At 66.6% G+C, this 12,386-nt stretch carries 10 protein-coding genes; 5 read left to right on the top strand and 5 right to left on the bottom strand.

Annotated features, from left to right (window positions below; translation table 11 throughout):
* Window positions 1-13 precede the first annotated feature (13 nt).
* Window positions 14-1,414, bottom strand: coding sequence for an MFS transporter (locus tag AC5RU3_RS11695; protein WP_309072486.1), 1,401 nt, complete (start codon window positions 1,412-1,414; stop codon window positions 14-16).
* Between the two features lie 263 nt (window positions 1,415-1,677).
* Here AC5RU3_RS11695 and AC5RU3_RS11700 point away from each other — a divergent pair, with 263 nt between their 5' ends.
* The 3 genes from AC5RU3_RS11700 to AC5RU3_RS11710 all read left to right on the top strand — a co-directional run bounded on the left by AC5RU3_RS11700 (window position 1,678) and on the right by AC5RU3_RS11710 (window position 6,774).
* Window positions 1,678-3,084, top strand: a complete 1,407-nt coding sequence (locus AC5RU3_RS11700) for an MFS transporter (protein ID WP_493965634.1) — start codon at window positions 1,678-1,680, stop codon at window positions 3,082-3,084.
* 76 nt (window positions 3,085-3,160) lie between these two features.
* The gene (locus AC5RU3_RS11705) at window positions 3,161-5,251 is read left to right on the top strand and encodes a molybdopterin oxidoreductase family protein (RefSeq protein WP_493965635.1); all 2,091 of its coding nucleotides are present in this window, start codon (window positions 3,161-3,163) and stop codon (window positions 5,249-5,251) included.
* The gene (locus AC5RU3_RS11710; RefSeq protein ID WP_493965636.1) at window positions 5,248-6,774 is read left to right on the top strand and encodes an FAD-dependent oxidoreductase; all 1,527 of its coding nucleotides are present in this window, start codon (window positions 5,248-5,250) and stop codon (window positions 6,772-6,774) included. Before AC5RU3_RS11705 ends, AC5RU3_RS11710 begins: the two co-directional genes overlap by 4 nt.
* 138 nt (window positions 6,775-6,912) lie before the next feature.
* Here AC5RU3_RS11710 and AC5RU3_RS11715 read toward each other — a convergent pair whose 3' ends face one another.
* The 3 genes from AC5RU3_RS11715 to AC5RU3_RS11725 all read right to left on the bottom strand — a co-directional run bounded on the left by AC5RU3_RS11715 (window position 6,913) and on the right by AC5RU3_RS11725 (window position 9,360).
* Complete coding sequence (locus tag AC5RU3_RS11715; RefSeq protein ID WP_493966025.1) at window positions 6,913-7,335, bottom strand: endonuclease domain-containing protein; 423 nt, start codon at window positions 7,333-7,335, stop codon at window positions 6,913-6,915.
* Window positions 7,335-7,736, bottom strand: coding sequence for a hypothetical protein (locus tag AC5RU3_RS11720; RefSeq protein ID WP_493965637.1), 402 nt, complete (start codon window positions 7,734-7,736; stop codon window positions 7,335-7,337). Before AC5RU3_RS11720 ends, AC5RU3_RS11715 begins: the two co-directional genes overlap by 1 nt.
* Window positions 7,737-7,962: 226 nt before the next feature.
* Window positions 7,963-9,360 carry an NAD(P)H-quinone dehydrogenase gene (locus tag AC5RU3_RS11725; protein WP_309072626.1) on the bottom strand — a complete coding sequence of 466 codons (1,398 nt, stop codon included), beginning with the start codon at window positions 9,358-9,360 and terminating at the stop codon, window positions 7,963-7,965.
* 116 nt (window positions 9,361-9,476) lie between these two features.
* Between AC5RU3_RS11725 and AC5RU3_RS11730 the strand changes: the two genes are divergently transcribed.
* Window positions 9,477-10,289: a purine-nucleoside phosphorylase gene (locus AC5RU3_RS11730; RefSeq protein WP_493965638.1), complete on the top strand. Its 813-nt coding sequence runs from the start codon at window positions 9,477-9,479 to the stop codon at window positions 10,287-10,289.
* A 1-nt stretch (window position 10,290) separates the two neighbouring features.
* Window positions 10,291-12,006, top strand: coding sequence for a phospho-sugar mutase (locus tag AC5RU3_RS11735; protein ID WP_493965639.1), 1,716 nt, complete (start codon window positions 10,291-10,293; stop codon window positions 12,004-12,006).
* On the opposite strand, the gene nirD is transcribed toward AC5RU3_RS11735, so the two are convergent.
* The gene (gene nirD, locus AC5RU3_RS11740; protein ID WP_309072788.1) at window positions 12,003-12,383 is read right to left on the bottom strand and encodes a nitrite reductase small subunit NirD; all 381 of its coding nucleotides are present in this window, start codon (window positions 12,381-12,383) and stop codon (window positions 12,003-12,005) included. The genes AC5RU3_RS11735 and nirD overlap by 4 nt on opposite strands.
* Window positions 12,384-12,386: the final 3 nt, after the last annotated feature.

The raw sequence follows: 12,386 nt of genomic DNA on the forward strand, positions 1-12,386 counted from the left end.
CTCGCAACGCTGGTTAGGCGATGTTGTTCTCGTAATCGTGGTCCCGGGTTTCCCGCGAAATCCAGAGGGCGATGAACGTGAGCACCGCGGCGATGCTGAGGTACAGCCCCACCAGGAAGGTGCTGCCGTCTGCCGCCTGCCAGAGGGCGATGGCCACGAACGACGCCGGCGCCGCCCCGATCACGCTGGAGAGGTTGTAGGCAACGGCCGACCCGGTGTAGCGGACGTTGGCGGGGAACAGTTCGGGCAGGATCGCCGCCATCGGACCGAAGGTGAGGCCCATCAGGGTGAATCCGAGGATCAGCAGCGCCATGGCGCCGACGGTTCCGCCGCCGAAGAAGGGAACCCAGGTCAAGCCGAACAGCGCAATGCCCACGGTGGTGGCCAGAAGCATACGACGACGGCCGAACTTCTCGGCCAACGGACCGGACACGATGGTGAAGATGCCGAAGAACACGACGCCGATGATCAGCATCCAGAGGAAGTCACCACGCGCAATGCCGAGGCCCGGAACGAAGGTGTCGGGGTTGAAGGGCTTGCCCGCAGCCTCAGCCGCTGCGGCGGCGGACTCAACGGTCGCAGGCGCGGTTCCGAAGGTCAACGTGAAGGACGTCATCAGGTAGAACAGCACGTACGTCGCGAACATGATGAAGGTGCCGAGCAGCAGCGGGCGCCACTGACGCTTGAACACAGACGCCAGGGGCAGCTTGACGACCTTGCCCTTTTCGATGACCTGCTGGAATGAGTGGCTTTCGATGAGCTTGAGGCGCACGTACAGGCCGACGATGACGAGAATCGCGCTGGCGATGAACGGGACGCGCCAGCCCCAGGCCATAAACGCCTCCGGGTCGAGCGTGGCGTTGAGGACAACGAACAGCAGGTTGGCAATGATGAAGCCGATCGGAGCACCCAGCTGAGGGAACGTTCCGTAGATCGCGCGCTTGCCTGCGGGAGCGTTCTCGGTCGCGAGAAGGGCAGCGCCGCTCCACTCACCGCCGAGGGCCAGGCCCTGGAAGAAGCGCAGGAGAACGAGGATTGCCGGAGCGAGGAAGGTCCAGCCCGGAACCTGTGCGGTAGGCAGGACGCCAATGAGGAAGGTCGCGATACCCATCGTCAGCAGCGACGCGACCAGGGTTCCCTTGCGACCGATACGGTCCCCGAAGTGTCCGAACACGATCGATCCGAGGGGACGGGCCACGAAGGCGACGCCGAACACGGCAAAGGACTGAAGCAGCGCCGTCGCCGGTGAGGAGTTGGGGAAGAACAGGGCCGGGAACACCAGCACCGACGCCGTGGCGTAGATGTAGAAGTCGTAGAACTCAATGGTGGTACCGATGAGGCTCGCGAAGATCACGCGCCCCCGGGAGTTCAGCGGCTTGGCGGTGGGCTCCACGGTCGAAGATGACGATGACATATTTCTTGCTTTCTCTGAACGACGGCGTAATACACAGCCTGCCGTGATATTGGTGCTTCCTAATCTCATCACTGCAGCCGAACAGTGAGATAACTCGTCCACATTGTGGACATTGTCGCTGTGTGGCGGGAGCTTTTCCGCGGGCTAACGCGCCTCTTCGCAGGCGGATAGCCGGATGTCACATCCCGTTTACATCCCGCGAGCGGACTCGAAACGCTCCCTTTCTAGTGTGGCTGTACTGCCCCTTGAACGAAAGGTTCGCGATGAGCGTCGACCGCGCAGTCACCCCGGATGCCCCATCATCAACAGCTCCCGCGTCAGGAGCAGCGCCCGGTGCCGCCCTTGAGCACCGGCCGGGCCGCTGGATCGACAACTGGAACCCCGAGGACCGGGATCAGTGGGACTCCGGCGGCAAGACGATCGCCCGGCGTAACCTGCAGTGGTCCATCGCCTGTGAGTTCCTCGGTTTCGTTGTCTGGCAGCTTTGGTCAATCGTGGTGGTGTATCTCCCCGCAGCCGGATTCAACTTCACCACCTCGCAGATCTTCTGGCTCATCTCCATGCCGAGCCTCGTCGGCGCGACCATGCGGATCCCCTATACCTTCATGGTTCCGCGGTTCGGCGGCAGGAACTGGACGATTATCTCCGCGCTCCTGCTGTTGATCCCCTCCATCGGCCTCGCAATCGCGGTCAGCAACCCGGACACTCCGTTCGGGATGCTCCTCCTGATCGCGGCGTTCGCCGGTTTCGGCGGCGGCAACTTCGCGAGCTCGATGGCGAACATCACCTTCTTCTACCCCGTCCGTGAAAAGGGATGGGCGCTGGGACTGAATGCCGCTGGCGGAAACCTGGGTGCCGCCGTCGCGCAGTTGGTTGTTCCGCTGGTGATCGCCGCCGGCGCGGCCGCGACGCTTAACCTGCCGCTGGCCGGCTGGATCTGGGTGCCGCTGATCCTCGTCGCCGCCTTCGGTGCCTGGAAGTACATGGACAACCTGTCCAGCGCCAAGTCCGACCTCGCCGGCTCCATCGCCGCCCTGCGCGAACCGCACCTGTGGATCATGGCCTTCCTGTACATCGGGACCTTCGGCTCGTTCATCGGGTTTTCGGGCGTCTTTCCGAAGCTGATCCTCGACTCTTTCCCGGAGTTCTCCACCTTCGCACTCGGTCCGGCTGCCCTGTCCCTCGCGTTCCTCGGTCCGTTGGTCGGCTCATTGGCCCGGCCGTACGGAGGACGTCTTGCCGACAGGTGGGGCGGCGCACGCATCACGGTGAGCGCTTTCGCCGTCATGGCCATGATTGCCCTCACCGTGGTGTGGACGCTGCCGCTGAGCAACTTCTGGCTCTTCCTCGGCCTGTTCCTGGTGCTCTTCGCAGCGGCGGGTGCCGGTAACGGTTCCACCTACCGCATGATCCCCGTGATCTTCGCCCTGCGGGGACGATCCGACGGGGCCATGAGCACCGGACGCAAGGCCGCAGCTGCTCTGGGTCTCATTTCCGCAATCGGAGCCTATGGCGGCTTCGTCATCCCCCAGGTGCTCAACGCGTCGAAGGGCGCCACGGGCACCTACGAGTCCGCGTTCTACGGCTTCGTGGCCGCCTACGTCCTCATGCTTGCGGTGACCTGGTTCTTCTACCTGCGCCGCAGCACCTCGAGCGTCGGGCACGTCTAGCATGTGCGGCACTCCTTCGGGCTCAGCTAGTTCAGGAACAGCCACGCATTGTCCCTACTGCGCCCTGCAGTGTGCCATGACGCTGACCTCCACCGGCTTCGATTCGGTGGAGGTGGGCGCCCGGGACTTCCCCACCAACAAGGGTGGACTGTGCCGCAAGGGATGGACGTCCGCCGAGCTCCTGAAGCATCCGGACCGCGTCCGCGAGCCCCTTCTCAGGCACGACGACGGCGAGCACCGTCCCATCTCGTGGGAGCGTGCCCTTGAACTCATCCGCGACCAGGTCGTCTCGACCCAGGCACGGTACGGCGCGGACGCGGTCGGTGTCTTCGGCGGTGGCGGTCTGACCAATGAGAAGGCCTATCAACTGGGCAAGTTCGCGCGGCTGGCTCTGCGAACCTCGCGCATTGATTACAACGGACGGTTCTGCATGTCCTCCGCCGCTGCGGCCGGGAACCGCGCTTTCGGACTGGACCGCGGACTGCCCTTCCCCCTGGCGGACCTCGGTGCAGCACGGACCATCCTCATGCTTGGCTCCAACACCGCAGACACGATGCCGCCGTTCGTGCAGCATCTTCAGGGCGCGCGCGATGCCGGCGGTTTGATCGTCGTGGACCCGAGACGGTCGGCCACGGCGGATCTCACGTCCGAGGGCCGCGGGCGGCACCTGCAGCCCGCGCCGAAGACTGACCTCGCACTGCTCCTCGGCATTACCCACGTGGTCATCATGGACGGCCTCGTCGATCAGGCCTACGTGCAGCAGCGGACCAGCGGATACGACGCCATCGCCCGCAGCGTTGCCCCGTGGTGGCCCGAACGCGTTGCCTCCGTCACGGGGGTGCCGGCCGAGCTCATCCGTGAAACTGCCCACCGGCTGGCAGGACCCGGCGGGACGTACATCCTGACCGGGCGCGGCGTTGAGCAGCATGCCAACGGCACCGACACTGCAACGGCCGCCATCAACCTCGCGCTCCTCCTCGGGCTGCCCGGCACCCCCGGCAGCGGCTACGGCACGCTCACGGGCCAGGGCAACGGACAGGGCGGACGGGAGCACGGGCAGAAGGCGGACCAGCTGCCCGGCTACCGCAAGATCACCGACCCCGCCGCCCGCAAACACGTCGCCGGAGTCTGGGGCGTGCCCGAGTCCCTCATCCCCGGGCCGGGAGTTCCCGCCGTCGAACTCCTGGGGTCGCTGGGCAAGCCAGACGGCGTGCGCTGTCTGTTCGTTCATGGCGCCAACGTGGTGGTGTCGGCTCCGAATGCCGCGACCGTCCTTGAGGGCCTGCGCCGCCTCGACTTCCTGGTGGTGTGCGATTTCTTCCTGTCCGAGACCGCCGCGGAGGCGGACTTGGTGCTGCCGGTGCTGCAGTGGGCCGAGGAGGAAGGCACCATGACCAACCTTGAAGGGCGCATCCTGCGGCGCAGGGCAGCCGTTTCACCTCCCCCCGGCGCGCGCAGCGAGCTGTGGGTCATGGCGCGACTGGCGGAACTGCTGGACGCGCCGTCGTCGTTCTCCGAGGACCCCGAGACGGTGTTCACCGAGCTCCGGGCGGCGAGCGCGGGCGGTCTCGCCGACTACTCCGGCATCGATTACGCCATGCTCGACGGCGGTGCTGCCGCCTACTGGCCTTTCCCGGCGGGTAGCAGCGGCACCGGCACCGGCACCGGTGATCTTCTCGGTACTCCGAGGTTGTTCCTCGACCGCTTCGCTCACCCCGACGGGCGGGCTGTGCTGCATCCGGTGGCGCCGGCGTCGTCCCTTCCTGCTGCCGTTCGTTCCTCCGACGGAAGACTTTCCCTAACAACCGGGCGGCTGCTGGAGCACTACCAGTCCGGCACGCAGACCCGCAGGGTAGGCGACCTTGTCTCGACCAGCAGCGGGCAGATGCTGCAGATCCATCCCGTGACGGCTGCGGGCCTCGGCATTCTGGACAGCGCCGAGGTTGAGATCAGCAATGAGCGGGGAACGGTGCGGGCGCAAGCCCAGCTCTCGACGGCCGTGCGGCCTGACACGGTATTTCTCCCGTTCCACTTTCCCGGGGCAGGCAATGCGAACGTGCTGACGTCGTCGGATACGGATCCGATCTCCGGGATGCCCGAGTTCAAGACCACGCGGGTGTCGGTGCGCGTGCACCAACCCGCTCTGAGTGAGGCGGTGGCCGTATGAGTTCTCGACCTGCTGAGCGCGTTGTAGTGGTGGGCTTCGGGCCGGTGGCCGCCCGCTTCATCGACGTTCTGGAACCGTCTCTGGCGTCCGGGGATGTGCAGCTGACGGTCATCGGGTCGGAGTCCGAGGCTGCGTACAACCGCGTGCTGGTCGCCGACGTCGGAGTGGGCCGCACCTCGCCGTCCGCAATTGCTTTGAGCGACCCTGCCCGGTTGGCGTCAATGGGCGCCGAGGTGCTGCTCGATGCCGGAGTCCGGCGCGTTGACCGCGCCCGGCAGCAGATCCTGCTCGACGACGGCACCGTGCGCCCCTACGACCGCCTGGTCCTCGCGACCGGCGCGCGGCCCGTCATCCCCTACCTCGCCGGGCTGAATCCCGACCCGCTGCACCCGGCATTGCCCGCCGGTGTGACCGCCCTACGCGATCTGGCGGACGCGCGGGCGCTGCGCTCCGTCGTCGAACGCCGGGGTGACCTGGTGATCCTCGGCGGCGGCATTCTTGGTTTGGAGGCGGCGCTGGCCGCCGCCGAGGAGGGTGCCCGCGTTACGGTCGTCCACCACGGCGATTACCCGCTGGCCCGCACCATCGACGACGGCGGCGGACGCGTTCTGGCGTCCGCGCTCCGTTCCCAGGGGGTGCGGCTTGTGTCCGGTGCCAAGGCCGTTGGTCTCGAACACGACGACGCCGGCGCCTTCACCGCACTGCGTCTCGACGACGGCCGGCTGGTTTCCGGCGACCTGCTGGTCCTCTCCTGCGGTGTGCGGCCGCGGGTTGAACTGGCCGAGGGGGCGGGTCTTCCGGTCGCGTCGGGCATCCTGGTGGACCACTCCCTGCGGGTACATCATGACGAGTACATCTACGCGATCGGCGACTGCGCCGAGATTCGCTGCACCTCCACGGACTGCGCGGATTGTCAGGGTGACACTGCGCCGTCCGGCTTGATCGGTCCAGGGTGGAAGCAGGCCGAGTGGTTGGCTGAGTCGTTCGTCGCGGACGTTGTTCCCACGGGGTCGCGTTACGTCGAGGCGGTGTTGCCGCCGGTGCTGATGCTGAAGGCCCGCCGGCTCGACGCGGTTGTTGCCGGTGACGCTTCGGCCGACCCGTGGGCAGCGCACGACGACGGCACCGCCGTCGCACTGTGGGCGGACCCCCAGCAGGGCAGCTACGCGAAGATGGTCACCCGGAACGGGGTGCTGCAGGGCCTCGTGTGCATTGGATTGCCGCGGGCCGGTGCCGAACTGGTACTTCTGTTCGAGAGCGGCGCGGTACTGCCAGCGGACAGGTCCAGCCTGCTGCGGCTGGACGGGGCGGAAGGGGCGGCATCGTCGTCGTCCTCCAACCCCGCAGCAATCGTCTGCCGGTGCGCGGGCGTGAGCCGAGGCAGCATCGAGCAGGCCGCCGTCGTCGGCTGTTCGAGTGTGGCGGAGGTGTCGGCGTCGACGCGCGCCGGGACCGGCTGCGGGGGTTGCCACAGCGACATCAGGTCGATCATCGAGCAGCACTTCCAGCCCACTCCCGCCTGATCCCCGGCCTTTCCAACCCGTACCCGTCCAACCCCGGCCCACTTTCCCCGGGTTCTGCGCGGTGAAGCGCGTGTCGCCCAACAACACGCCGCTGAAACAGGCTCTTCTGCCGAAGTACCTGGGGAATCAGGCCCGCCCTCATCGGATCACCCGGCCCGATAGCACTGCCCGCACCTGGTCGAGAACTGCGTCCTGGTGAAACATGATGTCCTCATAGCTGTACCGCAGTATGAGATAGCCGCCAGCGATGGTCGAGTTGTTGCGCTGGAGGTCGCGGCGGAGGGCGCGGCGGTCGGAGTGGTAGACAGCGCCGTCGACCTCGACAACCACAAAGCCCTCAAGCAGGAAATCAACGCGTCCCACGCCCTCGATCGGCACCTGGGTCTCCACATAGAACCCGGCTTCTCGGAACAGTATCCGGGCGACCACTTCGACAGCAGACTCAGCACAACCGGTCACCAGATCCAGCGCTGCCCGAGCCCCGCCGTTCCGGTCACCCTGCAGTCGTTCCAGGAGAAAGGGTCGAACAGTGTCGCTGCGCCGCAGGGAGCACTCGACCATCACGGCCGCTTCCACCGGTGGAAGGCAGCGGAGCGCATGAACCAGCACTCGACGACTCCCACCAAGGGCAGGGTGTCATGCGTGGGCACCGTCCGTTCGCGATGGTTCGCGTAGCCACGCCCGTGCCCGTGCAGGCAACTGAGGTGAAGGCGATCCGGTGGGTACAGCGACCACAGCCCATAGTGCTTCGCTGCAGAAGCACAGGTCAGCAGCCCATTGTTGTCGAGGGCAACGCGGAAATCGGCGGGAGCATCGGGCAACGCCAACAGACCAGTGCGCAGACGCATAATTTCGCCGCGGTTCACGGCGTTCGCGATCTGTCTCTTGCTGACACCGCGGTCGCGAAGCGTCTGTGTGCGAGCTACGGATCCAACACCGCGCAGAACTTTGGTTGCGTTCACCGTCCCAGTGCACGCGCATCCAGCGGCGAACTGACCCCGTCAACGGACTGTGTGTACAAAGTGCCCGCATGGAGCGGCTTGTGGAGGCGCTGTCGAGCCCGGCTTGCGGCCCGGATTTCCCGGTTACCAAGACCCTAAAGGCGTGTCGCCCGCCGACACGCCGTCAGAACAACGACGACGGCGGCAGGACCTGGGGAATCCGGCCCACCTGGAAGGAGCGCAGGAGCTAGTGGACGTGCAGGCGCCGCGCCGCCTCCGAGATGGAGCCGGTCAGCGATGGGTACACGGTGAACGTGTTCGCGACATCGTCAACATGCAGCTTCTTGGTGACGGCGAGCGCCAGCGGGAAGATCAGCTCGGATGCACGAGGGGCAACCACCACACCGCCGATCACCGTACCGGAGCCCTTCCGCGCGATGATCTTCACGAATCCGTCCTTGACGTTCATCATCTTGGCCCGGGCATTGGTGCTGAGCGAGAGCTTGAAGATGTCGCCCTGGTACTGGCCGGACTCGACGTCAGCCTCAGAGACGCCCACGGACGCGATCTCGGGCGCCGTGAAGATGTTCGAGGCGACGGTCTTGAGCTTCAGCGGGGTGACGCTGTCACCGAGGAGGTGCGCCATCGCGATCCGGCCCTGCATCGCGGCAACAGACGCGAGCGCGAGCACACCGGTGCAGTCCCCCGCCGCGTAGACGTTGGGCGCCGTGGTCCGCGAAACGCCGTCCACCTTGATGTGCCCCGACTCGCTCACAGCGACACCGGCCTCTTCCAGGCCGATGCCCGAGGTGTTCGGAATGGCACCGACCGCCACGAGACAGTGGCTGCCGTCCACGGTTCGCCCGTCGGAGAGCGTGACCCGCACGCCGTCGTCGGTCCGTACAACGCCCTCGGCACGGGACTTCGACAACACAGTCATACCGCGGGAACGGAACACCTCCTCAAGGACCTCGGCGGCGTCGGCATCCTCGCCGGGCAGCACGCGGTCACGGCTGGAAATGAGCGTCACGTCCGCTCCAAGGCCGTGGTAAGCCGACGCGAACTCGGCTCCCGTGACGCCTGATCCGATGACGATCAGGTGTTCGGGCACCTCGGTGAGGTTGTAGACCTGCTTCCAGTTGAAGATCCGCTCGCCGTCCGGCACAGCGGTGGGAAGCTCGCGCGGGTGGGCGCCGACGGCAAGGAGGATCGCGTCCGCCTCTACGGTGGTGGAGCCGGAGTCCGTCTCGACCTCGAGCCGATGGTCATCCAGCAGCTTCCCGGAACCGATGATGATCTTCACGCCGGCCCGCTCGAGCGCCGCCGAGATGTCCTTCGACTGGTTCACGGCGAGGTTCAGCAGCCGCTCATTCACCTGCGCGAAGTCCGCGTACGCCGCCGACTCATCGGCAAACTTCACGCCCAGGTTGTGGGCGTTCGCCACCCGCGCCATGGTGTCGGCGGTGGCAATAAGGGTCTTGGAAGGAACGACGTCGGTGAGCACCGCCGAGCCACCGAGTCCGTTTCGCTCGACGATAGTGACCGTCGCTCCCAGCGAGGCAGCGACCATGGCCGCTTCGTAGCCGCCCGGACCTCCCCCGAGAATCGCGAGGCGGAGGGCGCTGAAATCCAGTTGACTCGTCACACGTGCCATTGTGTCCTATCGGGCACCAGCCCTCAAACGCCCCGGCTGCTTCCACCGGTACCGGATCACAGCCCTGGAAGGTGGAACAACACGCCCCCGACCGGTAGGTTGGACCGGTGATTGACGAATCCCCGACGGACCCGTTTGCCCTTGCCCGCTCTGCAGCGGACTACATCGCTCAAGAGACGTCGGTGGCGTCGCACGACATTGCGTTGGTGCTCGGCTCCGGCTGGGGTGAGGCCGCCGAACTGATCGGCGAGACCACCCACACGCTGCAGGCGACCGACATCCCCGGCTTCGCCGCCCCGGCGGTCGAAGGGCATGTCGGCACCGTCCGCTCCATCCTCACGACCGCCGGCAAGCGGGCACTCGTCCTCGGCGCGCGCACCCACTACTACGAGGGCCGCGGCGTCCGTGCAGTGGTCCACGGCGTGCGCACCGCCGCTGCTGCCGGTGTCAAAACCCTGGTCCTCACGAACGGCTGTGGCGGGCTCCAGGAACAGTGGGCCCCCGGCACACCGGTCCTCATCAGCGACCACATCAACCTCACGGCTGCCTCACCGCTTGAGGGCGCCACCTTCGTTGACCTCACCGACCTCTACTCCTCGCGCCTCCGGCAACTCGCCCGCGAGGTGGACCCGTCCCTCGACGAGGGCGTCTATGCACAGTTCACCGGCCCGCACTACGAGACTCCCGCCGAGGTCCAGTACGCGAAGCGGATCGGCGCAGATCTGGTAGGGATGTCCACGGCGCTCGAAGCGATAGCCGCCCGCCACGCGGGCATGGAAGTCTTCGGAATGTCGCTCGTCACCAACCTCGCAGCGGGCATCAGCCCCGTTCCCCTGAGCCACGCGGAGGTCCTCGAAGCCGGGCAGGCGGCAGGACCGCGCATATCCAAACTCCTCGCGGACATCATCGGCAGGCTCTGACATGCAGCTATCCCACACAGAACTCTTCACTTCGGCCCGTGAATGGGCAAGCCGGGACCCTGATCCCGAAACCCGCGCGGAGCTGGAGGACCTGCTGGCCCGCGCCGTGAACGACGACGACGCCGGCCAGCCCGCTGCCCTGCAGCAGCTTGAGGACGCCTTCAGTGGCCCGCTGCTTTTCGGAACTGCCGGCTTGCGTGCCGCGCTTGGCCCCGGTCCCAACCGGATGAACCGGGTGGTGGTGCGAAGCGCCGCAGCCGGGGTTGCCGCCCACGCGCTCGAGCTGGCGAAGGGCTCCTACGTGCCGCGCGCCGTCGTCGGCTTTGATGCCCGCCGCAACTCGCGCATCTTCGCTGAGGAGACGGCAGCGATTTTCACCGCTGCGGGCCTCGAAACCTTCCTCATGCCCACCGAACTCCCGACGCCGGTGCTCGCCTACGCGGTGCGTGCACTTGAGTGCGAGGTGGGCGTGATGGTTACGGCGAGCCATAACCCGCCCGAGGACAACGGATACAAGGTCTACCTCGGCGGGCGCGCGGTCGAGGACACCGCCCGGGGTGTTCAGATCGTTGCACCGCATGACGCGCAGATCGCCCAGCACATCACTGCCGCGAAGTACATCCAGCTGGCTCCCGGCTGGAACGTCCTCCCCGAGAGCATCGAAACCGACTACGTCGCCTCCGTCGTCGCCCTGGCGGACCGCGAGGCGTATCCGGCCCGTGACCTCTCGATTGTCCTGACCCCCATGCACGGCGTCGGCGGACGGACGGCCCAGCAGGTACTGGCCTCCGCCGGGTTCGACACGGTGCACGTCGTCAAGGAGCAGGCCGAGCCGGATCCTGCGTTCCCTACCGTTGAGTTTCCGAACCCGGAAGAACCGGGTGCACTCGATTTGGCGCTGGCAGCCGCCGCTGACCAGGACGCCGACCTGGTCCTGGCAAATGACCCCGACGCCGACCGCATGGCCGCCGCTGCGAAAGACCCCGCTACGGGCGAGTGGCGGATGCTGCGCGGTGATGAGACCGGTGCGCTCCTGGGGCTCCACCTCGCGGCCCGGCTGGGTGAGGCCGACAGGCACACGGCCGTGTTCGCCAATTCGGTGGTGTCCTCGCGGCTGCTTGGCAGGATCGCCGAAGCTGCGGGTGTCAGCCACGCCCAGACTCTTACTGGGTTCAAGTGGATCTCACGGGTTCCGAACCTCGCCTACGGGTACGAGGAGGCGCTCGGTTACTGCGTGGCGCCCGAACTGGTGCGCGACAAGGACGGGCTGTCCGCAGCCCTGCTGCTGGCCGAATTCACCGCCGCCTGCAAGGCCGAGGGCAGGACCCTCTTCGACGTGCTCGATGAGCTGGCGCTCGTTCACGGCCTGCACACCAGCGACCAACTGTCGGTGCGGGTAGGCAGTCTCGGCCTGTTGGGCGCGATGATGAACCGCCTGCGTGAGGCACCGCCGTCGTCGTTTGCCGGGTCCGATGTGGTGGTCGCCGAGGATCTGGCCGAGGGCGCCCACCTCCCGCCCACGGACGGGCTGCTCTACCTGACCCGCGACGAGACCCGCGTGATCATCCGCCCCAGCGGCACCGAACCGAAGCTCAAGTGCTACCTCGAGGTCATCGAGCCGGTCGACTCGGCCGCCGAAGTCGGGAACGCAAAAACAACATCGCGGACCAGGCTTGATGCCGTGATCCGCGATGTCGAGGAAGCCCTCGGGCTCTAGACGAGCACTTCCACCGTTCCGTCGATTACCCGCGTCGGGAAGCTCCGAAGAGCCGTCCCTGTTCCCGATGCGGGTTCGCCGGAGTCCAGGTAGTAGACCTCCTTGTGCAGGGGCGAGGTGATGGTGAACCTCTGCCCCTTGGAGCCTACAATTCCGCGTGCCATCACCTGTGAGCCGCTGACCGGATCGCGGTGGGAAACAGCGAACACCGTTGCTGAATCCACCCGGAACAGCGCCACCTGGCGGCCGTGAATGAGCGCGGCTTCGCCCCAGCACAGCTCGAGGTCCTCGAGCCGGCAGATCGGGTACCAGGCGCCGTCGTACGACGCCTCGACCTCAAGGGCGAGGCCGGGAGTGTGTTCGAGTTGCAGAGTCATGCG

This window comes from Arthrobacter sp. MDB1-55 (assembly GCF_059092925.1).